Annotated in this window: 19 protein-coding genes and 1 pseudogene; 6 read left to right on the forward strand and 14 right to left on the reverse strand. The window is 70.3% G+C overall.

What is annotated here, in order from left to right; all coding sequences use genetic code 11:
* The first annotated feature begins 3 nt into the window (after positions 1-3).
* Positions 4-1,389, forward strand: a complete 1,386-nt coding sequence (locus ACIHCQ_RS00535) for a cytochrome P450 (RefSeq protein WP_399656319.1) — start codon at positions 4-6, stop codon at positions 1,387-1,389.
* Positions 1,390-1,416: 27 nt separating this feature from the next.
* Positions 1,417-1,630: pseudogene (locus ACIHCQ_RS00540) on the forward strand (phosphate ABC transporter substrate-binding protein); the annotation flags it as partial.
* A 116-nt stretch (positions 1,631-1,746) separates the two neighbouring features.
* Here ACIHCQ_RS00540 and ACIHCQ_RS00545 read toward each other — a convergent pair.
* Positions 1,747-2,493: a MerR family transcriptional regulator gene (locus ACIHCQ_RS00545; RefSeq protein ID WP_399656321.1), complete on the reverse strand. Its 747-nt coding sequence runs from the start codon at positions 2,491-2,493 to the stop codon at positions 1,747-1,749.
* A 10-nt stretch (positions 2,494-2,503) separates the two neighbouring features.
* Between ACIHCQ_RS00545 and ACIHCQ_RS00550 the strand changes: the two genes are divergently transcribed.
* On the forward strand, positions 2,504-3,052 hold the full coding sequence (locus ACIHCQ_RS00550) for a DUF6194 family protein (RefSeq protein WP_399656323.1): 549 nt from the start codon (positions 2,504-2,506) through the stop codon (positions 3,050-3,052).
* Between the two features lie 69 nt (positions 3,053-3,121).
* On the opposite strand, the gene ACIHCQ_RS00555 is transcribed toward ACIHCQ_RS00550, so the two are convergent.
* A complete protein-coding gene (locus tag ACIHCQ_RS00555; RefSeq protein WP_399656325.1) occupies positions 3,122-4,405 on the reverse strand; it encodes an adenylosuccinate synthase in 1,284 nt (427 codons plus the stop codon).
* A 153-nt stretch (positions 4,406-4,558) separates the two neighbouring features.
* On the opposite strand from ACIHCQ_RS00555, the gene ACIHCQ_RS00560 reads away from it, so the two are divergent.
* On the forward strand, positions 4,559-5,404 hold the full coding sequence (locus ACIHCQ_RS00560; protein ID WP_399656327.1) for a diacylglycerol kinase: 846 nt from the start codon (positions 4,559-4,561) through the stop codon (positions 5,402-5,404).
* A gap of 62 nt (positions 5,405-5,466) precedes the next feature.
* On the opposite strand, the gene ACIHCQ_RS00565 is transcribed toward ACIHCQ_RS00560, so the two are convergent.
* Positions 5,467-5,982, reverse strand: coding sequence for a GbsR/MarR family transcriptional regulator (locus ACIHCQ_RS00565; RefSeq protein WP_399656328.1), 516 nt, complete (start codon positions 5,980-5,982; stop codon positions 5,467-5,469).
* Positions 5,983-6,072: 90 nt separating this feature from the next.
* Between ACIHCQ_RS00565 and ACIHCQ_RS00570 the strand changes: the two genes are divergently transcribed.
* Together ACIHCQ_RS00570 and ACIHCQ_RS00575 are read left to right on the forward strand one after the other, a co-directional pair.
* Positions 6,073-7,029: an ABC transporter ATP-binding protein gene (locus tag ACIHCQ_RS00570; RefSeq protein ID WP_399656330.1), complete on the forward strand. Its 957-nt coding sequence runs from the start codon at positions 6,073-6,075 to the stop codon at positions 7,027-7,029.
* Entirely contained in the window at positions 7,026-8,684 is a 1,659-nt protein-coding gene (locus ACIHCQ_RS00575) for an ABC transporter permease (protein ID WP_399656332.1), read from the forward strand. The genes ACIHCQ_RS00570 and ACIHCQ_RS00575 overlap by 4 nt, the downstream gene beginning before the upstream one ends.
* Before the next feature lie 70 nt (positions 8,685-8,754).
* Here ACIHCQ_RS00575 and ACIHCQ_RS00580 read toward each other — a convergent pair whose 3' ends face one another.
* From ACIHCQ_RS00580 to fbaA, 11 genes are all read right to left on the reverse strand, one after another.
* A complete protein-coding gene (locus ACIHCQ_RS00580; protein ID WP_399656334.1) occupies positions 8,755-9,960 on the reverse strand; it encodes a cytochrome P450 in 1,206 nt (401 codons plus the stop codon).
* Positions 9,961-9,981: 21 nt separating this feature from the next.
* Positions 9,982-10,410 carry a PIN domain-containing protein gene (locus tag ACIHCQ_RS00585; RefSeq protein WP_399656336.1) on the reverse strand — a complete coding sequence of 143 codons (429 nt, stop codon included), beginning with the start codon at positions 10,408-10,410 and terminating at the stop codon, positions 9,982-9,984.
* Entirely contained in the window at positions 10,407-10,688 is a 282-nt protein-coding gene (locus ACIHCQ_RS00590) for a CopG family transcriptional regulator (protein WP_399656338.1), read from the reverse strand. Before ACIHCQ_RS00590 ends, ACIHCQ_RS00585 begins: the two co-directional genes overlap by 4 nt.
* A 76-nt stretch (positions 10,689-10,764) precedes the next feature.
* Positions 10,765-11,433: a response regulator gene (locus ACIHCQ_RS00595; RefSeq protein WP_399656340.1), complete on the reverse strand. Its 669-nt coding sequence runs from the start codon at positions 11,431-11,433 to the stop codon at positions 10,765-10,767.
* Positions 11,430-12,791, reverse strand: a complete 1,362-nt coding sequence (locus tag ACIHCQ_RS00600) for a sensor histidine kinase (protein WP_399656342.1) — start codon at positions 12,789-12,791, stop codon at positions 11,430-11,432. The genes ACIHCQ_RS00595 and ACIHCQ_RS00600 overlap by 4 nt, the downstream gene beginning before the upstream one ends.
* A 103-nt stretch (positions 12,792-12,894) precedes the next feature.
* Positions 12,895-13,806, reverse strand: a complete 912-nt coding sequence (locus tag ACIHCQ_RS00605; RefSeq protein ID WP_399656344.1) for an alpha/beta hydrolase family protein — start codon at positions 13,804-13,806, stop codon at positions 12,895-12,897.
* Positions 13,807-14,236: 430 nt separating this feature from the next.
* A complete protein-coding gene (kynU, locus tag ACIHCQ_RS00610; protein ID WP_399656346.1) occupies positions 14,237-15,454 on the reverse strand; it encodes a kynureninase in 1,218 nt (405 codons plus the stop codon).
* Positions 15,447-16,268: a tryptophan 2,3-dioxygenase family protein gene (locus ACIHCQ_RS00615; protein WP_399656348.1), complete on the reverse strand. Its 822-nt coding sequence runs from the start codon at positions 16,266-16,268 to the stop codon at positions 15,447-15,449. Before ACIHCQ_RS00615 ends, kynU begins: the two co-directional genes overlap by 8 nt.
* 174 nt (positions 16,269-16,442) lie before the next feature.
* Positions 16,443-16,856 carry a DUF3151 domain-containing protein gene (locus tag ACIHCQ_RS00620; RefSeq protein ID WP_399656350.1) on the reverse strand — a complete coding sequence of 138 codons (414 nt, stop codon included), beginning with the start codon at positions 16,854-16,856 and terminating at the stop codon, positions 16,443-16,445.
* Positions 16,857-16,919: 63 nt separating this feature from the next.
* Positions 16,920-18,515, reverse strand: coding sequence for an MFS transporter (locus ACIHCQ_RS00625; protein WP_399656352.1), 1,596 nt, complete (start codon positions 18,513-18,515; stop codon positions 16,920-16,922).
* 102 nt (positions 18,516-18,617) lie between these two features.
* Positions 18,618-19,649 (reverse strand): class II fructose-bisphosphate aldolase, encoded by a 1,032-nt coding sequence (gene fbaA / locus ACIHCQ_RS00630; protein WP_399656354.1) that lies wholly within the window; start codon positions 19,647-19,649, stop codon positions 18,618-18,620.
* Between the last annotated feature and the right edge of the window lie 144 nt (positions 19,650-19,793).

The following is a 19,793-nucleotide window of genomic DNA, read 5'->3' on the forward strand; positions in this document are numbered from 1 at the left end:
GCCATGACGACCACTGGCACGGAGATCCCCGGCCCGGCGGGTCTGCCCTTACTGGGCTCGATGCTTGATCTCAAGCGCGACTCGCTCGGCACCTACCTCCACGCACAGCGCGAACACGGAGACGTAGTCCGGATCACCGCAGGCCCGCCCGGCCTGCGGGTCGAGATCTACGGCGTGTTCTCGGCGGAGGGCGCCCAGCAGGTGCTGGCGACCGAGTCCGCCAACTTCCGTAAGGACAACCCGTTCTACGAGGAGGTCCGGCAGTCCTTCGGCAATGGCCTGCTGACCAGCCAAGACACCGACTATCTGCGGCAACGGCGGCTCGTACAGCCCCTGTTCACCCGCCGCCGGGTCGACGGCTACGCCGCCTCCATCACCGACGAGACCTCGGCCATGCTCGCCACCTGGCGCAACGCCCCGGACGCCACGGTGGACGTCGCCGCCGAGACGACCCGGCTCACTCTGCGCGCGGTTGCCCGCATCCTGTTCGGCGTGGATGTCGAGAGCGCGGTCGACGTGGTGCAGCGCAGTTTCCCGATCATCGGGGAGTACACACTCACGCGCGGCTACTCCCCCGCCAACTTCCCGCGCTCCTGGCCGACGCCCGCAAACCGGCGGGCCACCGCCGCGATGGACGAGCTGTACGCGGAGTGCGACCGGATCATCGAGAAACGGCGCGCGGACGGGGACGCCGCGATGGGCGAGGACCTGCTGACGCTCCTCACCCACGCCGAGAGCGACGAGGACACCCCCCTCGACGCGTCCGAGGTCCGCGACCAGGTGCTGGTCTTCCTGCTGGCCGGGCACGAGACGACGGCGACTTCGCTGGCGTTCGCGCTGCACCTGCTGGCCCGCCACCCGGAGGAGCAGACCCGGGCGCGGGAGGAGGTCGTACGCGTACTGGCGGACGGGCGGGTCCCCGGGGCGGCGGATCTTGACGCGCTGCCGTATCTGACAAAGGTCCTCAAGGAGGCGATGCGGCTCTATCCGGCGGGGCCGGTCGTCGGCCGCCAGGCCGTCGCGGCGTCGGAGATCGACGGCCATACGATCCCGGCGGGCGCGACGGTGGTCGTGGCGCCATGGGTGACGCACCGGCATCCCCGGTACTGGGACGAGCCTGAGCGCTTCGACCCCGAGAGGTTCACACCCGAGCGCGAGAAGGCCCGCCCTCGGTACGCGTGGTTCCCGTTCGGGGGCGGGCCACGAGCGTGTATCGGCCAGCACTTCTCGATGCTGGAATCGGTGCTGGCGCTCGCGATGATCCTCCAGGAGTACGAACTGGAGGCGGTGGACGTGGAGGTCCCGGTCTCCACGGGCATCACGCTACGGGCGGCGGGCCCGGCCCGATGCGTCTTGCGGCCGGTGGGCCGAGGCACGGGACCCGCCTGACGCGGGGCGCGGGGCCGGGACGACTCGCACCGGCTGGACATCGCGGGCGACGCGCCGTCCGTGGACGATATCGGCGAGAGCGCGTACCCGTACCGGGAGATCGAGTACGCGTACACGTACGGCCGGCCGCCCGCCGACTCGCCGGCGTCGAGCTTCCTGGCCCGGGCAGGACGTGGTCCGGACGCACGGGCACTTGCCGTGCGCGACGCCGAAGGGGCTGCGGATCTGCGGCGAGGGCTGACCTCGCGGTCACCGGTGCGTCAGTCGCAGGACCGGTGGTGCTTCTCACTCGCGCCACTCGGGTCAGCAACTGCCAAGGTGACCTTCATACGCCCCTCCCTGTCCCCTGCCCGGAAGTTAGCAACGCGTCCTGGTGGCGGATAGGCCACCGTTCGGGCAGCTGAGACTCGTCGGCGCGATCGGCGCGATCAACGTGCTGAGTGCGGCGGCGCCGTCGAGGAGAGCTCTCGATCGGGCATCGATGCTCGCGTCCCGGGCGGCCAATGTGGTCATTACTTCGTCCCATCGGCGGGTGCGTCGCAGCTCCGGCATCAAGGCGTGGAGTGGGGCGATGCGGTAGCCGGCCATGCGTAGCTGATGAACGATCCGCGCGTCTCGGATGTCATCGGGGAAGTACCGTCGCGGTCCTCGCGGGGAGGCTCGACGGGGCACGACAAGGCCCTCCGCGTCCCAGTGCCGCAACGTCGAGGGACGCACACCGAGCGCGACGGCGAGCTCAGAGATGCTCATGGCGTCCGATGGCCGTACCTCGTCGATCGGTTCCTCGGAGATTGTCGCGGCGGCCTCTTTGGCCAGCCTGAGCTCCCGCCGCTCCGTGTCGAGTCGAGCGTGTGCCGCGTCCAGTAGGGCAAGCAGGTCCGAACTGGGATGCGCGTGCGCCGCACGCATGATCCTCTTGGCCTCGACCGGCCCTGTGCCGTCCGCAAGAGCTCGATAGGCCAGCGCGGAACGCAGATGCGCTTCGTCGTAGATCCGGTATCCCGTGCCGGTGCGCGTCGCTGGAGGCAGCACGCCGTCGCGCTCGAGATTGCGCACCTGTTGGACAGAGCACCCCGCATGTCGCGCGACATCGATCGTCCGCATATTGGCCGACTTGCGACTTCTCACCAGTCCACCTCGGCTGTTGGGGCCAAAGTCTCCACAAGTGAATGAAACGCTGGAACACATGAGTATCGACGAGATCATTGAGTTCCTCAACGGCCTCGATGGGGTTCTGACCCTCAGGCCGACACCCGGCGACGGTTCACCCGAGATCAGTTGGGGCGACACGTTCTTCTACTACGCACCCGATGGCGAGGTCCCGAAGACAACTCAGCCCTTCGCGACGATCGTGACGAAGGACTATCCGGGCGACGAGCGATCACGTCTGAACCGTCCCGACACCTTTCGCCTGAATCTCTTCGCCGGAAAGGAAGCCTTCACCAGCCGGACAGGCCAACAGCCGCGCGACGCGACCAGGAGTGAGGTCGACCCGGGTGAGACCGACCCGAGCGTGATCGACTCCGTGATGGCACACCCCGTCTACGGCACTCTGGGCTGGCTGGCTGTGGTGAACCCGGGATCGCGAACGGAGCCGGCGATCCGAGAGCTGCTTTGCACGGCCCGCCTCCTGGCCCGCTCGCGCTACCAGCGGCGTGTCTGATGGTCTCGCTGTCCGCGGCCGACCCGACCCCGTCAATGGGTCGGGTCGGCCGCGGACAGCCCCGTGCTCCTACAGGAAGGAGTTGATCTCGATCGTCTCGGTACGGCCGGGGCCGACTCCGATCGCCGAGATCGGCGCGCCCGACATGTCCTCCAGCGCCTTGACGTACGCCTGCGCGTTCGCCGGCAGGTCCGCGAACGTCTGCGCCTTGGTGATGTCCTCCGACCAGCCCGGCAGATACTCGTACACCGGCTTCGCGTGGTGGAAGTCGGACTGGCTGTACGGGAGCTCCTCGACGCGCTTGCCGTCGATGTCGTACGCGACGCACACCGGAATCTGCTCCCAGCCGGTCAGCACGTCCAGCTTGGTGAGGAAGAAGTCGGTCAGGCCGTTGACCCGGGTCGCGTACCGCGCGATGACCGCGTCGAACCAGCCGCAGCGGCGGTCGCGGCCGGTGGTCACGCCCCGCTCGCCGCCGATGCGGCGCAGCGCCGCGCCGTCGTCGTCGAAGAGCTCCGTGGGGAACGGGCCCGCACCGACGCGCGTCGTGTACGCCTTGAGAATGCCGATGACCCGGCTGATCTTCGTCGGGCCCACGCCGGCTCCGGTGCAGGCGCCGCCCGCGGTCGGGTTCGATGAGGTGACGAAGGGGTACGTGCCATGGTCGACGTCCAGGAGCGTGCCCTGGCCGCCCTCGAAGAGGACGACCTTGCCCTCGTCAATGGCGTTGTTGAGGATCAGGGTCGTGTCCGCGACGTACGGCCGGAGCTTCTCCGCGTACTGCAGCATCTCCTCGATGATTTTGCCCGCCTCGATGGCGCGGCGGTTGTAGAGCTTGGCGAGAAGCTGGTTCTTGGAGTCGAGCGCGGCCTCGACCTTCTGCTCAAGGATCGACTCGTCGTAGAGGTCCTGGACGCGGATGCCGATGCGGTTGATCTTGTCGGAGTACGTCGGGCCGATGCCACGGCCGGTCGTGCCGATTTTCCGCTTCCCGAGGAACCGTTCCGTCACCTTGTCGAGGGTGACATTGTACGGAGTGATCAGATGCGCGTTGCCGCTGAGCAGCAGCTTTGACGTGTCGATGCCTCGGTCATTGAGGCCGCTCAGCTCAGAGAGCAGAACCGCCGGGTCGACCACGACGCCGTTCCCGATGACCGGGGTACAACCCGGCGAGAGAATGCCGGAAGGGAGGAGATGCAGCGCATACTTCTGGTCGCCGACGACGACCGTGTGGCCGGCGTTGTTGCCGCCCTGGTAGCGCACTACATAATCCACTGATCCACCGAGCAGGTCGGTGGCCTTTCCCTTGCCCTCGTCACCCCACTGAGCACCGAGCAGCACAAGTGCGGGCACAGGCGTACACCCCTTCCGGGCGGGGCATGTCCAAGGTCAGGGGGCCTGAGCCGTGCCTGGGTCTTCGGACCGGTTGCCCCGGAATAGACCAAGCCCCTGGCGCAATAGCGCAAGGGGCTCTTGCACAAAGATGCTACCCGAGGAAGGACCGAGGTGTCGGCTCACGACCAGCTACTGGTGGTCATCGACCCGGTCGCCCGCCGAAGTGACGGCGAGTCCGTGCGGATCGCGAAGGATGTTCTGTGTGGCGGTTCGGAGGCGAAGATCTGCCTTCCTGAGGGACCGGAGGAATTCGCGCGGGCGCTGGCCCGCAGGGGCTCACGGCGGCCAGTGGTGATCGGAGACGACAGAGCGTTGCTGCGGGCGGTGGCGCTGCTGCACCGTGACCGGTGGCTGGGAGACGGGGCGCTGGCGGTCGTCCCGGTCGGCCCTTCGGTGGAGCTGGCGCATTCGCTGGGCGTGCCGATGGGCGCGGTGGCGGCGGCGCGGGCGGTGCTGGAGGGGGCGGTGCAGCGGCTGGACCTGCTGGAGGACGAGAGCGACGGGGTGGTGCTGGGGGACCTGTCGATACCGGCGCGTACGGCTGCGGCCGGCGCGAACGGGGCGGCGCATGGTTCGCACGGGGGTCATGGGACGACGTGGGTGTGGGACACCTGCCGCTCCCTGGTCCGCACCCTGGTCCACCCGGCCCCGCCGGTGCCGGTGGCGGCGCGGGCGCAGCGGCTGCGGGTGGAGGCGGACGGGGTGGTCCTGACGGACCTGGACCGGCTGGTGGAGGCGGTGACGGTACGGGCGGGAGGCGGGCGCGCGGACGTGGTGGTCCGCCACGGCGCGGACACGGAGCCGGTACGGGCGAGGGCGCTGTCGGTGACGGTGTCGGGAGCGGACTTCCGCTACCGCGCGGACGCGCACATCACGGGCCCGGTGCAGACGAGGACGTGGACGCTGCGGCCGGGGGCGTGGGGGCTGACGCTGCCGCGGGTGGCGGGGGGCGGGTAACCCTGCGGGGTATTGGGGGCGTCAGCCCCCAATACCCCGGTACCGCCCTTCGGGCGGAGTCCTCAATCGCCGGACAGGCTGGATTTCGCGCCGAACAACTCCGCGCGCCGCACGCGCCAGCGTTCCAGCATTCCCGCCAGTTCCTCCTCCATGAACTCGAAGAACGCCAGCGTCTCCGCCAGACGGCGGCCCGCCTCGCTCTCCGGTCCCAGGCCGACCACGCCTTCCCGCAGCGCGTCCTCCCACCGCTTCATCATCTGGTCGCGGTTCGCCAGCGCCTCGTACCACTGGTTGTTGTGCACGCGGTAGCGATCACGCCGTGAGCCAGGCTCGCGCTCCCGCGAGACCATGTGCTGCTGCGACAGATACCGCACCGCGCCGGAGATCGCCGCCGGGCTGATCCGCAGCTGTTCGCTCAGCTCGGCCGACGTCATCGCCCCCGAGTCCGACGACAGCAGCGCCGCGAAAACCCGCGCGGGCATCCGTTGCATCCCGGCCTCCGCAAGCTGCGCGGCGAAGCTCTCGACGAACCGAGAGACCGCCTTGTCGTCTCTCTGCGTTCCGTCGCGTTCGGTCATCACCATCATCTCCCCAGCTCAGCGCGCTATCACGAGTTTATACGGTTCCTTAACTTCACAACTTTGTGAAGCGAGCGTACGTTCAGAAACATGACTAACGCAATCACCGTCGCCGGACTGCACAAGGCGTTCGGCCGGACCCACGCACTGGACGGCCTCGACCTCGCCGTCGAAACCGGCGAGGTACACGGTTTCCTCGGCCCCAACGGCGCCGGGAAGTCCACGACCATCCGGGTCCTCCTCGGACTCCTGCGCGCCGACTCCGGCGCGACGCAGCTCCTCGGCAAGGACCCCTGGAACGACGCTGTCGAACTGCACCGGCGCCTCGCCTACGTTCCCGGTGATGTCGAGCTCTGGCCCAATCTGACCGGCGGCGAAGCCATCGACCTGCTCTCGCGGCTGCGCGGCGGCATCAACAAGCACCGCCGCGACGAGCTCATCGAGCGCTTCGACCTCGACCCGACCAAGAAGGGCCGCGCCTACTCCAAGGGCAACCGCCAGAAGGTCGCCATCGTCGCCGCGCTCGCGTCCGACGCCGAGCTGCTGCTCCTCGACGAGCCGACCGCCGGTCTCGACCCCCTCATGGAGGTCGTCTTCCAGGACGTGATCCTCCAGGCCAAGCACGCGGGCAAGACCGTGCTGCTCTCCAGCCACATCCTGGCCCAGGTCGAGAAGCTCGCCGACCGGGTCAGCATCATCCGTCTCGGCCGGGTCGTGCAGTCCGGGACGCTCAGCGAGATGCGCCATCTGACCCGTACGACCGTCGAGGCCGAGACCGAGCGCCCGGCCGACGGACTCGACGCGCTGCCGGGCGTGCACGAGGTGCGTACGGAAGGCGGCCGGGTGTGGTTCGCCGTGGACGGCGCGCACCTCGACGGCGCGATCCGCAGGCTCTCCGAGTCAGGCATCCGCAGCCTGATCAGTCACCCGCCGACGCTCGAAGAGCTCATGCTGCGCCACTACGGCGACGAGCTCGCCGCCAACGGAAGCACCAACAGCAGCACCAACGGAAGCGCCAACGCACACCCGACCGGAGAGGTCCGATGACCACCGCCACCGCAACCCGAGCACCCGCCCCCACCGGGTCCGTCGCGGGCGGCAACGCACTCGCCGGGACCCGCACCCTGATCCGGTTCAATCTGCGCAGGGACCGCGTCCGGCTGCCCGTATGGATCCTCGCGCTGTTCCTCTCCACGGTCTCCACGGCCAGCAACTACAAGACGCTGTACGCCGACCCCGAGGACCGCGCCTCTGTCGTCAAAACCATGGACAGCCCGGCCGGGCTCGCCATGAGCGGACCGCGCCACTACCTGGACGACTACAACTTCGGCGCGATGCTGGGCCACCAGATGTTCGGCTTCATGGCCGTCATGGTCGGCCTGATGAGCGTGCTCATCGTCACCCGGCACACCCGCAACGAGGAGGAGACCAACCGCGCCGAACTCGTCCGCTCCGCCGTCGTCGGACGCCACGCGCACCTGGCCGCCGCACTGACCGTCGCGGTGCTCGCCAACCTCGTACTCGCCCTGCTGCTGGCCCTCGGCCTCAGCGGAATGGGCATCGAGTCCATCGACCTCGGCGGCTCGCTGCTCTACGGCTTCGCGCACGCCGCCGTCGGCATCGTCTTCGCCGCCGTCGCCGCGATCACCGTGCAGATCACCGCGTACACGCGGGGCGCGTCCGGCATGGCGCTGGCCGTCATCGGCATCGCGTACGTCCTTCGCGCCGCCGGGGATGTGGGCGGCAACGGCGCGCTGTCCTGGCTGTCGCCGATCGGCTGGGCGCAGCGTACGTACGTCTATGTCGACAACCGCTGGTGGCCGCTGCTGCTCTGCCTGGCGCTCGCCGTGGTCTGCGGGGCCATCGGCTTCGTACTGTCGACGCGGCGGGACGTGGGCGCGGGCCTGCGCGCCTCGCGGCTGGGCAGCCCGGTGGCGTCGGACGCGCTGAGCCGCCCGCTGGGCTTCGCGCTGCGGCTGCACCGCTCGATGCTGATCGGCTTCGGCGCCGGTCTGTTCCTGATGGGCGTGATGTACGGCTCGATCCTCGGGGAAGCCGAGGACATGCTGAAGAACATCGAGCAGATGCAGGAGGCGCTGGAGCGAATCGGCGGCGCGACGATGGCCGAGTCGTTCGCCTCGATGGTCATGGTCGTCATCTCGGTCGTCGCCTCGGTGTACGTGGTGATGGCCGCGCTGCGGCCACGCGCCGAGGAGACGGCGGGCCGGGCGGAGCCGCTGCTGTCGACGGGGCTGTCCCGCACCCGGTGGGTGAGCAGCCACCTGGCCATGGCCATGGCGGGCGGTACGGCGCTGCTGCTGCTCGCCGGGCTGGGCTTCGGCATCTCGGGTGCTGCCTCGGCCGGGGACGGCGGGCTGTTCCTGAAGCTGCTGGGCGCGGCGCTGGCGTACGCACCGGCGCTGTGGGTCACGGTCGGGGTCGCGGTGGTGATCTTCGGCTGGTTCCCGAGGGCGAGCGCGGCGACGTGGGTCGTGCCGGTGTACGGGTTCGTGGTCGGGTACCTGGGCCAGCTGCTGCAGTTCCCGGACTGGATGAACAACGTGTCGCCGTTCGGGCATGTGCCGCAGTTGCCGGCGGCGGAGATGAGCTGGACGCCGATGGTGGTGCTCACGGTGATCGCGGCGGGTCTGGTGTGGCTGGGCCTGGAGGGCTTCCGGAGGCGGGACCTGGAGACGAAGTAACGCCCCTCTGTGTAAGCCCCTCTCTGTAACTCTGTAAGCCCCTCTCTGTAACGCCCCTCTCTCGCGGTCTCTACAGCTCTACGAGGAGTTCCTTGACGCCACGGATGACGTAACCCGGCTTCCACTCCGGCTCCGCGACCAGCCTCATCTCCGGGGCCTCGCGGAGCAGCTCTCCGAAGGACGCCGCCAGTTCGATACGGGCGAGCGGCGCGCCCAGGCAGTAGTGGATTCCCGCGCCGAAGGTGACGTGAGCGTTGTCCGCGCGGGCGAGATCGAGGGTGTCGGGGCTCTCGAACCGCGCCGGGTCCCGGTTCGCCGAGCCGAAGAGCAGCGCGAGCTCGGAGCCGCGCGGGATGACCGTGCCGTCGATCTCGATGTCGTCCAGGACCCACCGCTCGAAAAGCTGGAGCGGGGTGTCGTAGCGCATCAGCTCCTCCACAGCTGTGGACAGGAGTGTGTGGTCGGCGCGGAGGGCGGCGAGCTGCTCTGGATGGCGGAAGAGGGTCCACCAGCCGTTGGCGATGGTGTTGACCGTCGCCTCGTGGCCCGCGTTCAGCAGCAGGACACAGGTGGAGATCATCTCCTGCTCGCTGAGCCGGTCGCCCTCCTCGTACGCGGCGATGAGCGCGGAGATCAGGTCGTCGCCGGGGTCGGCGCGCCGTGCGGCGATCAGCTCGCGCAGATACGCGCTGAATTCGAGCGAGGCGCGGACGGCGCGGGCGGCGGTCTCCTCGGCGGGGTTCAGCTCGTACATCCCGCAGATGTCGGCGGACCAGGGCCGCAGCAGGTCCCGGTCGGCGGCCGGAATGCCGAGCATTTCGGCGATGACGGCGACGGGCAGCGGCTCGGCGACCTCGGCGAGCAGATCGCCGCCGCCCGCGTCCCTGACCTTGGCCACAAGCTCGGCGGCGAGCCGCTCGACGGTGGGCACGAGGACCTCGACGGTGCGGGGCGTGAAGGCTTTCGCGACGAGCCGCCGGATGCGGGTGTGGTCGGGGGCCTCCAGGTCGAGCATCCCGTAGTCGTTGAGCGTGTGGAACGGCTCGTGGGCGGGAGGCGGGGGCGTACGGCCGAACTCCTCGTGCGTGAAGCGGTGGAGGTAGGTGCGGCCGAGGCGGCGGTCGCGGAGGAGGGTGTTGACGTCGGCGTAGTGGGGGACGAGCCACTGGTTGGTGGGCTCGAAGTAGTGGACCCGGCCGAGGGAGCGCAGCTCGGCGTAGGCGGGGTAGGGGTCTGCGACGAATGCAAGGGACCACGGGTCGAACGTCTCTGCCATACGGAGACGCTAGCGCGTGCGTCAGACCTTGCGAATGAGGACCGTCGTCGGCAGCAGCTTCTCTATATCGTCCACGTCCGAGGTGAATACGGTGACCTGGCTCTTCTGCTGGCGGGCGACCACTGCGAGCACGGCGTCGATGGCGTATTTGTGACCGTGCAGCCCCGCGCCGGCGAGGAGCTTCCTGGCTTGTCGTGCCTCCTCCCTGCCGAGCGGCGCGATCTGCACGCGCGAGAGCACCCAGTCCCAGCGCGGCGCGCGGGTGCGCCCGTCCTCTGCCTCGATGACGGTCATGGGGGAGGTCACCACTTTGGCCTTGCCTTCGACCACGAGGCCCAGCAGCGCCATCATGCGCTCGTCACCGCGCACCGCCTGCGACAGCGCCTCAGAGTCGAGAACAAAGGTCCTCGGCCGAGCGCCACTGGGGCGCTGCTTTCCACCGCGCGTCATGCGGCCACATCCTGGGCCGCCACATCCCGCTGGGCTCGGCGGCGGTCGTGCTCGGCGTCGATCTCGTCCAGCTCGGCGAGCGCGGCCTCACGTGCCTCCTTCGTAATGGGCCCATGCTCCTGCTCCAGCCAGTCCACGAGTTCCCGCATGCGGTCGTGCTCTCGCTGCCTCTCAAGCGCCTCGGTCACATACGCCGACAGACCTCGCTCGCCGGCTTCCGAGCGGATCTCGTCCAGCAGTTCCTCGGGGATGGTGATCGTCACCTTTTTGGTAGCCATACCTCCGAACGTACTCCCCGTGCCCAGCGCCATACAATCCCTCGAATGAGTGATCACAGGGTGGTCATATGGACGGTCACGACGGCGTGACCAGCCGCGCCTCGTACGCGAAAACCGCCGCCTGCGTACGGTCCCTGAGCCCCAGCTTCACCAGCACCCTGCTCACGTGCGTCTTGATCGTGGACTCCGCCACCACCAGGTGCGAGGCGATCTCCGCATTCGACAGCCCCTGCGCGATCAGCACGAGCACCTCCGTCTCGCGCTCCGTCAGGTCGCCTATCTGCGCCATCGCCGGTGGCCGCGGGTTCTGTGAGAGCTTCGAGAACTCCGTGATCAGGCGTCTGGTCACCGTCGGCGCGAGCAGGGCCTCGCCCGCCGCCACCACCCGTACGCCGTCGGCCAGCTGGCGTGCGGACGCGTCCTTCAGCAGGAAGCCCGAGGCGCCCGCGCGCAGCGCCTGGTACACGTACTCGTCGAGGTCGAAGGTGGTCAGCACCAGCACCTTCGAATCGGCGTGCGCGGCGACGATCTCGCGGGTCGCCTCGATGCCGTTCAGCTCCGGCATACGGATGTCCATCAGCACCACGTCGGGGGCCAGCTCGGCGACCTTCCGCACCGCCTCGCGGCCGTTGACCGCCTCCCCGACGACCTCGATGTCGGGCATCGCGTTCATCAGGACCGAGAAGCCTTCGCGGACCATGATCTGGTCGTCCACGATCAGAACGCGGATGATGCGGGTGGTCATGAGGTCTCCCCGGAGTCAGAGGCGGAGTCAGCGGCCGATGAGGCAGGCGCGGGGACCGGGATGAACGCGGTCACCTCGTACCCGCCCTCCTCTGTCGCCTCCGCCGTCATCTCGCCGTTCAGCATCGCCACCCGCTCCCGCATGCCCGTGATGCCGTGCCCGGCCCCCGGTGACGCCTTGACCAGGCCCTGCGGGGCCGTATTGACGATCCGCAGCCCCAGGCCCCCGAGTACGTAACTGATCTCGACCTTCGCCGTCGACCCCGGCGCGTGCCGCAGCGCGTTGCTCAGCGCCTCCTGGGTGATCCGGTACGCCGACAGCTCGACGCCCTGCGGCAGCTCGCGGACGGCGCCCGTGACCGTCTTCTCCACGTCGAGGCCCGCCTCGCGGACGTTGGACAGCAGGTTCTCGATGTCCGCGAGGACCGGCTGCGGCGCGTCGGGGGCCTGGTAGTCCTCCGCCCGTACGACTCCGAGGATCCGGCGCAGCTCTGTGAGCGCGGCGACGGCGTTCTCGCGGATGGTGAGGAACGCCTGCTCCAGCTCGGGCGGCGGGTTCTCCACCCGGTACGGCGCGGCCTCCGCCTGGATCGCGACCACCGACATGTGGTGGGCCACCACATCGTGCAGTTCGCGGGCGATGGTGGTGCGCTCCTCCAGCAGTGTCCGCTTGGAGCGCTCCTGCGCGGTAACGGTCTGCTGCGCAGTGACGGTCTGCTCCGCCTCGCGGCGGACGAGACGGACGGTGACGGCGAGCAGCGCGAGGGCGGAGACGAAGAGGAAGGCCGGGGCGTCCGTGCCGTTCCCGCCGCCGAAGACGATCTCCGCGAAGATTCCGTACAGCGCACTGACCACCCACATCCAGACGGCGGTACGCGGCCTGGTCCGGGCGGCCACGACGGTCAGCACGATCAGGTGGGCCGCGAAGGAGGTGGCCGACCAGGGTCGGTCGTCCCAGTAGTCGCCCATCAGGAGCAGAAACGGGGTCGATATCAGGGACGCCCAGAAGGCGGCGAGGGGCCGGACCAGGGTGAGGAGCACCGCGCCGGCCGGGAGGAAGCCGGTGAAGACGAAGAACTCGTTGGCGTTGCCGTCGCCGACCGTGGCGGCGATCGCCAGGACGAGCAGGGCGGCGGCGACGACCGTGGCGTGCGGGGTCCAGCGGGCGTACTCGCGTATCCGGCCCGGGATGCGGCGGATGACGGGGCCGTCCGCGCCCAGGGGCGGCAGCAGGCGGTAGGCGAGGACGTCGTGGAGGAGCTCCTGGCGCAGGCCCTGGAGCAGGCCCTGCGCCAGTCGGTATTCGGGGCTGCGGGATTTGGCGTCGTCGGAGGACTGCGTGCGCTGCGTCTCGGTCACGTCGGCAACGGTATGCGGCGGTGGGGGCGCGGTCGTCACCACGGATATGGATCCTGCCGCGTCCGTCCCAGGTACTACCGCGGCACTTACGGCAGGCGTCGGGTCACCAGGCCAGCTGGGCGATCTCCTCCGCGACGACGGCGCAGGCGTCGGCGGCCGGGTCGATCAGCGGGAAGTGCCCGACGCCTTCGAGGAGGGTCATCCCGACGGTCTCACCGGCCTTCGCGGCGGCGTCGGCGTATGCCTCGGAGACGGAGTACGGCACGGTGATGTCGGTGCGGCCCTGGACGATGGTGGTGGCGATGCCGGTGGGCAGCAGGACGGCCGGGTCTGCGTACGCGCTGCGCGCGGCGAGCTCGCTGTGGCCGCCGAGAAGCTGGACGACCGCGTCACCGCACACGCCGAGCTCGACGGCCTGCCCGAAGTCCGCGATGGGCGCGAGGGCGACGACCCCGCGAAGCGCGGGCGGCGCGGGGAGCCGCCAGGGCGCCCCGGCGGGCAGCACATGCCGGGAGGCGGCCCACAGGGCGAGGTGCCCGCCGGCGGAGTGCCCGGTGACGACGGTACGGCGGGGGTCGGCCTGCGGCAGGGCCTCCTTCACCAGGCGGGGCATGGCGTCCATCACGGCGGCGACATCGTCGAAGGTCTCGGGCCACCGCCCGGCGGGGGCGCCTGCGGGGGCACCTGCGGGGACGCCGCTCCCGCGCTGCGGCGGGATGTCGCTCCCGCGCCGGTACTCGACGTTGGCGACGGCGAGGCCGCGGCGGGCGAGGAAGTCGGCGAAGGGGGTGACATGCTGCCGGTCGTAGGCGGCGCGCCAGGCTCCGCCGTGCAGTAGGACGACGAGGGGCACGCCGGCGGGGGCGTGCGGGTGCGCTTGCGGGCCGCGGGGTGCGTAGAAGTCGACGACCTGGTCGGGGTGTTCGCCGTACGCGATGGAGGCGTCGGGGGCGACGGCGGGATGCGAGAACGCCGACTCGGTCTCGGCGGCGTCACGAGCGACGGGGTCCGGCATAACTGCTCAACCTTCCTGGCAGGCGGCGAAATTGACCTGACCAGCGGGGACGGTACCAGCACGGATGGGAAAGCTTCTGCCCACCTGCCCCGGCGGCGGGTGCGGGTACGCGTACGGGGCGGGTGGGGGCCACACGGCAAGGCGGCCACGAACCCCTCCGACGACGACTGGGCGGGCCGCCCGGCCGGGCGCGGAAGCCGCCGCCAGGGAGCGCGGGGCCCAGGCTTCGGCCCCGCGGCCCGGAGATCTCAACGTGGGTCGCCCCGCACGCCCCCCGCCGCGCCGCGAAGGGGCACTCCGCAGCGCGAGCTGCACCGCCGCCAGGGTCTGCCTGGGTATTGACCCCACGGACCCGCGCCTGGGCCGGAGCCCAGGGTGCGGCGTCAGCCCCCGCGCCCGGAGGGCTGACGCCCCGGCTGGGCCTCCCCGGTTACTGGGAAGGCCGCGCGGAAAGCAACACCTCCGCCAGCACCGACGCCGCTCGCTCCACCTCCCCGAACCCCACATACAGCGGCGTGAACCCGAACCTCAGCACATCCGGCCTCCGCAAGTCCCCGATCACCCCCCGCGCGATCAGCCTCTCCATCACCGCCGGCGCGTCCCCGTTCCCGCACCGCAGCGCGACCTGGCTGCCCCGCGAGCCGTGGTCCCTCGGCGTCAGCGGCACGACCCCCGCCGACTCCGGGACGTACGCGTCCACGCACTCCAGGAAGAAGTCCGTCAGCGCCAGGCTCTTCTCCCGCACCGCCTCGATCGCGACGCCGTCCCACACCTCCAGCGCCGCCTCCAGCGCCAGCATGGACAGGATGTCGGGCGTCCCCACCCGGCCCCTCGTCGCGCCGTCTCCCGCGTCGTACGCGGGAGACATCGCGAACGGGTCCCTGTGCGACGTCCAGCCCGGCAGCGGGGAGTCGAACGCCGCCTGGTGGCGTTCGGCGACGTACAGATACGCCGGTGAACCCGGGCCGCCGTTCAGGTACTTGTACGTGCAGCCGATCGCCAGGTCCACCCCGTGCGCGTCCAGGCCCACCGGCAGCGCGCCCGCGCTGTGGCACAGGTCCCAGACCGCCAGCGCGCCCGCCTCGTGGATCGCCGCCGTCAGGGACGGCAGGTCGTGCAGGCGGCCCGTGCGGTAGTCGACGTGGTTGACCAGCGCCACCGCCGTACTCGGGCCGAGTGCCGACCGCAGGTCCGACGGCGCGACCGGAACCACGCGCTTGCCCGTCATCCGGGCCGCGGACTCCGCGATGTAGCCGTCCGTCGGGAACGTCGTCGCGTCGACCACGACATCCGTACGCGCGGGGTCGGAGACCAGCCGTACCGCTCCCACCACCGCCTTGAACACATTCACGCTCGTGGAGTCGCCGACGACCACCTGGCCGGGCCCCGCCCCCACCAGCGGCGCGATCCGGTCGCCGATCCGTTCCGGCGCCGTCCACCAGCCGCTCTCGTCCCACGAACGTATGCGCAGTTCGCCCCACTGCCGCGTCACCACATCGGCGAGCCGCCCCGGCACATGGCTCGGCAGCGCGCCGAGGGAGTTGCCGTCCAGGTAGACCGTGTCGTCGAGCGTGAAACGCTTCCGTAGACCGGCCAGCTCATCGGCGGCGTCCAGCGAAGCCGCCCTCTCCACCAGAGACTCAGACATAGCTGCGCGCCGTCCACAGCTCCGGGAACACGTTCTTGCGGGCCCGCTTCTCCAGCCACGCCACCCCCGCCGAACCACCCGTGCCCACCTTGGAGCCCATGGCCCGCCGTGTCGCCACCAGGTGATCGTTGCGCCAGCGCCACACCAGCTCGCCGACATCGGTCAGCGCCTCGCCCAGCCCCACCAGCTCGCTGTCCTGGTCCGCGGCGCCGTACACCGTGGCCCAGACCGCCTCGACCTCCGCCGACGGCTCGTACCGCTGCGAGAGGTCCCGCTCCAGGACCTCGGACGGCACCGGCAGCCCGCGCCGTGCCAGCAGCCGCAGTACCTCGTCGTACAGGCTCGGCTCGTACAGGGCCTTCTCCAGCTCTCCGTACACCCGCGGCGCCCCCCGGTGCGGCACCAGCATCGACGCCGACTTGTCACCGAGCAGGAATTCCAGCCGCCGGTACATCGCCGACTGGAAGCCCGATCCCTCGCCCAGCGCGTTGCGGTACGAGTTGAACTGGGCCGGGGTGAGGTGGGCGAGCGGCTTCCAGGAAGCGTTGAGCGACTCCAGCTCGTATGTGCTGCGCTTCAGCGCGGCGAGCGCGACGGGCAGGTCGTCCTGCCGCAGGGCGCCCGCGGCGGTCTCCCACTCGTGGACGATGACCGTGAACCACAGCTCCATCACCTGGGTGGTGACCAGGAAGACCATCTCGCCCGGGTCGTCCGAGAGCGGATGCTGGAGGTGGGTCAGGACGTCCGCCTGGACATAGTCCTCGTACGGAGTGGTGCCCGCGAAATCCAGGTTCGGGGCAGCGTCATGCGACATTGCTGTCTCCTCGACGTGTCCGGGTAGCGGTCCGCTCCTTCCTGATCGACTGGAGCCCCGGTCCCCACCCGCATCATAATCCGGGTCATAATCCGGCCTCGCCCGCACCCGCCAAAGGCCCGTATCCCCGGCATGCGCGGGAACACGGGCCTTTGGTTCCGGCGTTCGGGCTGCTCAGCCCAGCGTGTCCGCCGCCGTCTCGGACGAGTCCCGCAGGAACGTCGAGCAGCGCTCGTACTCCGCCTGCTCGCCGATCGCCTGCGCGGCGCGGGCCAGCGCGTGCAGCGCGCGCAGGAAGCCGCGGTTCGGCTCGTGCTCCCACGGCACCGGGCCGTGGCCCTTCCAGCCGCTGCGGCGCAGTGAGTCGAGGCCACGGTGGTAGCCGGTGCGCGCGTAGGCGTACGACTCGACGACGCGGCCGTTCTCGAACGCGTCGTCGGCGAGCTGTGCCCAGGCCAGTGACGACGTCGGGTACTTGGCGGCGACGTCGGCGGGGGCCGTTCCGGCCGCGAGGAGATCGCGCGGCTCGGGGTCGTCGGGCAGGTGGGTGGGGGGAGTTCCCCCCAGCAGGTTTTCATGGATGGCCATGGGCACCAGTGTCACAGGTCCCCGCGGGATCCGCCGAAACGGTACGGGGTCATGAGGCAGGCGTCAGCCAGATCGGCCGGATCGGTCCGGGTCAGCACCCGCCGGACCCGCCGGACCTTCCGGACCCGCCGGACCCGCCGGACCTGCCGGACCCTCCCGACCCTCCCGACCCGCTGTCGAGCGCTCCAGCGGCGGCCCCGACACACCGCAGTTGAACCTGCACTCGGGGTGGCACGCCTCCGCCGCCGGCATCCGCACCGTCCCCCACGCGATCAGCGCGCCCACCACCAGCACCCCCGCACACATCGGCATCGCCCGCCGGAACGTCTCCCCGAACTCCGCCGCCGAGCGGTACGCCTCCGGGCCCATCCCCGCCAGCAGCGGCAGCGCCGCCACCGCGAGCAGGCCGGCCGCCCGCGCCGCCGCGTTGTTGACGCCGCTCGCCAGCCCCGCCCGGCCCGTCTCCACGGACGCCAGCACGGACGCGGTCAGCGGGGCCACCAGGGTCACCATCCCCAGGCCCATCACCAGCAGCGCGGGCAGCACATCACGTACGTACGAGGCGCTCTCGCCCACGCGCAGCATCAGCAGCATGCCCGCCGCGCAGATCAGCGGGCCGACGGTGAGTGGGATGCGCGGGCCGATCCGCTCCCCCAGCTCACCCGATTTCGCGGAGAGCAGCAGCATCAGCACGGTGGTCGGCAGCAGCGCCGTACCGGCGCCGAGCGCCGTGTAACCCGCCACCACCTGGAGTTGCAGCGCTGCCAGGAAGAAGAACCCGCCGAAGGCGGCGTACACGCACACCGTCACCAGATTCACCGCCGTGAACTGCCGCACCCGGAAGATCGACGGCGGCAGCATCGGCACCGGCATTCGCCGCTCGACCAGCACGAACACCACCGCGACCGCCACGCCCGCGAGCCCCGCCCACAGCTGCGGGGCGATGAGCCCGTACGTCACCAGGGCCAGCGCCGCCGCGCCCAGCACCGCCCCCAGCACGTCGAACCGGCCGTGCGCCCGCGGGTCGCGGGACTCCGGCACATGCTTCAGCGCGACCGGCACGCACAACGCGGCCAGCGGCACATTCAGCAGGAACACCCAGCGCCAGCCGGGGCCGTCGACCAGCCAGCCGCCGACGAACGGGCCGATCGCCGCGCCGACGCCGCCGAGCCCCGACCACAGGCCGACTGCGCGGGCCCGGTCGTCGGGGTGGAAGCTCGCCTGGATCAGGGACAGCGAGCCGGGCGTGAGGAGCGCGCCGCCGATGCCCTGCAGGGCGCGCGCGGCCACCAGGACCAGGTCATTGGGGGCGAGGCCGCACAGCAGCGAGCCGACGGCGAACCACACCACGCCGAAGACAAAGATCTTCCGCCGCCCGTAGCGGTCGCCGAGCGCGCCGCCGAGCAGGATGAGCGAGGCCAGCGTGAGCATGTAGGCGTTGACGGTCCACTGGAGGACCCCGAGATCGGCATCGAGATCGCGCCCGATACGGGGCAGGGCCACATTGACGACGGTCGAGTCCAGCAGCGCCATGCCGGAGCCGAGCACGGTCGTCAGGACCAGCCAGCGGCCGGTGGCCGAGGACAGCCTGATCTCTCCCGGAGTCCGCTCCGCCGGGCTCTTCTCTCCCGGGCCCTTCTCCGCCGGACTTTTGCCCATACCCGGATCATCCCCGGGACCGGCCCTCAGGCCAACCGGACACCAGACATGCGTCGGGCCCGGTGCCCCTCGAAGAGGTACCGGGCCCGGCGTACAACGGTGTTACTTGAGCTTCGTGCCCGTCGAGCGCAGCGCCGCACACGCCTCGGTGACACGCTTGGCCATGCCCGCCTCGGCCGCCTTGCCCCACGTCCGCGGGTCGTACGTCTTCTTGGAGCCGACCTCGCCGTCGACCTTCAGCACACCGTCGTAGTTCTTGAACATGTGGTCCACGACGGGGCGGGTGAAGGCGTACTGGGTGTCGGTGTCGAGGTTCATCTTCACGACGCCGTTCTCCAGCGCGGTGGCGATCTCCTCGGCGGTGGAGCCCGAGCCGCCGTGGAAGACGAAGTCGAACGGCTGGCTGCCGGGCGCCTTGGAGTACTTGGCGGTGACGCCCTCCTGCAGGTCCTTCAGCAGCTCGGGACGGAGCACGACATTGCCCGGCTTGTAGACGCCGTGGACGTTGCCGAAGGAGGCTGCCAGCAAGTAGCGACCCTTCTCGCCCAGGCCGAGCGCCTCGGCGGTGCGCAGCGCGTCGTCGACCGTCGTGTACAGCTCGTCGTTGATCTCGTGGGTGACGCCGTCCTCCTCGCCGCCGGTCGGGGTGATCTCGACCTCAAGGATGATCTTGGCGGCGGCGGCCTGCGCCAGCAGCTCCTGGCCGATGGCCAGGTTGTCGGCGAGGGTCTCGGCGGAGCCGTCCCACATGTGGGACTGGAACAGCGGGTTGCGGCCGGCCTTGACGCGCTCGGCGGAGATGTCGAGCAACGGGCGGACATAGCCGTCCAGCTTGTCCTTCGGGCAGTGGTCGGTGTGCAGCGCGACAGTGATGCCGTACTTCACCGCGACGATGTGCGCGAACTCGGCGAGCGCGACCGCTCCGGTGACCATGTCCTTGCTGTGCTGGCCGCCCAGGAACTCGGCCCCACCGGTGGAGATCTGGATGATGCCGTCGCTCTCGGCCTCCGCGAAGCCGCGCAGCGCAGCGTGCAGGGTCTGGGACGAAGTCACATTGATGGCCGGGTAGGCGAACTTGCCTGCCTTCGCCCGGTCGAGCATCTCGTTGTAGACCTCGGGAGTCGCGATGGGCATATGTCCGCTCCTTGTGATGTGCGGGTGGGTGGTGCTGGCCCTGACCTGGGGGCGACGTCATCGTCGGCGCCCATCTTTCCAGACTCTGCGCCCGGCTCCACCATGCGCGCCCCGGCCGAATGCGCCAAGGGTGTGATGTTTCAC

Source organism: Streptomyces sp. NPDC052236 (assembly GCF_044548015.1).
Lineage (GTDB): Bacteria > Actinomycetota > Actinomycetes > Streptomycetales > Streptomycetaceae > Streptomyces.

Excerpts from the sequence above, each read along its gene's own strand:
- ACIHCQ_RS00535 (WP_399656319.1), top strand. The coding sequence starts at position 4 with ATGACGACCACTGGCACGGAGATCCCCGGCCCGGCGGGTCTGCCCTTA.
- ACIHCQ_RS00545 (WP_399656321.1), bottom strand. The coding sequence starts at position 2,493 with ATGCGGACGATCGATGTCGCGCGACATGCGGGGTGCTCTGTCCAACAG.
- ACIHCQ_RS00565 (WP_399656328.1), bottom strand. The coding sequence starts at position 5,982 with ATGACCGAACGCGACGGAACGCAGAGAGACGACAAGGCGGTCTCTCGG.
- ACIHCQ_RS00570 (WP_399656330.1), top strand. The coding sequence starts at position 6,073 with ATGACTAACGCAATCACCGTCGCCGGACTGCACAAGGCGTTCGGCCGG.
- ACIHCQ_RS00575 (WP_399656332.1), top strand. The coding sequence starts at position 7,026 with ATGACCACCGCCACCGCAACCCGAGCACCCGCCCCCACCGGGTCCGTC.
- ACIHCQ_RS00580 (WP_399656334.1), bottom strand. The coding sequence starts at position 9,960 with ATGGCAGAGACGTTCGACCCGTGGTCCCTTGCATTCGTCGCAGACCCC.
- ACIHCQ_RS00585 (WP_399656336.1), bottom strand. The coding sequence starts at position 10,410 with ATGACGCGCGGTGGAAAGCAGCGCCCCAGTGGCGCTCGGCCGAGGACC.
- ACIHCQ_RS00590 (WP_399656338.1), bottom strand. The coding sequence starts at position 10,688 with ATGGCTACCAAAAAGGTGACGATCACCATCCCCGAGGAACTGCTGGAC.
- ACIHCQ_RS00595 (WP_399656340.1), bottom strand. The coding sequence starts at position 11,433 with ATGACCACCCGCATCATCCGCGTTCTGATCGTGGACGACCAGATCATG.
- ACIHCQ_RS00605 (WP_399656344.1), bottom strand. The coding sequence starts at position 13,806 with ATGCCGGACCCCGTCGCTCGTGACGCCGCCGAGACCGAGTCGGCGTTC.
- kynU (WP_399656346.1), bottom strand. The coding sequence starts at position 15,454 with ATGTCTGAGTCTCTGGTGGAGAGGGCGGCTTCGCTGGACGCCGCCGAT.
- ACIHCQ_RS00615 (WP_399656348.1), bottom strand. The coding sequence starts at position 16,268 with ATGTCGCATGACGCTGCCCCGAACCTGGATTTCGCGGGCACCACTCCG.
- ACIHCQ_RS00620 (WP_399656350.1), bottom strand. The coding sequence starts at position 16,856 with ATGGCCATCCATGAAAACCTGCTGGGGGGAACTCCCCCCACCCACCTG.
- ACIHCQ_RS00625 (WP_399656352.1), bottom strand. The coding sequence starts at position 18,515 with ATGGGCAAAAGTCCGGCGGAGAAGGGCCCGGGAGAGAAGAGCCCGGCG.
- fbaA (WP_399656354.1), bottom strand. The coding sequence starts at position 19,649 with ATGCCCATCGCGACTCCCGAGGTCTACAACGAGATGCTCGACCGGGCG.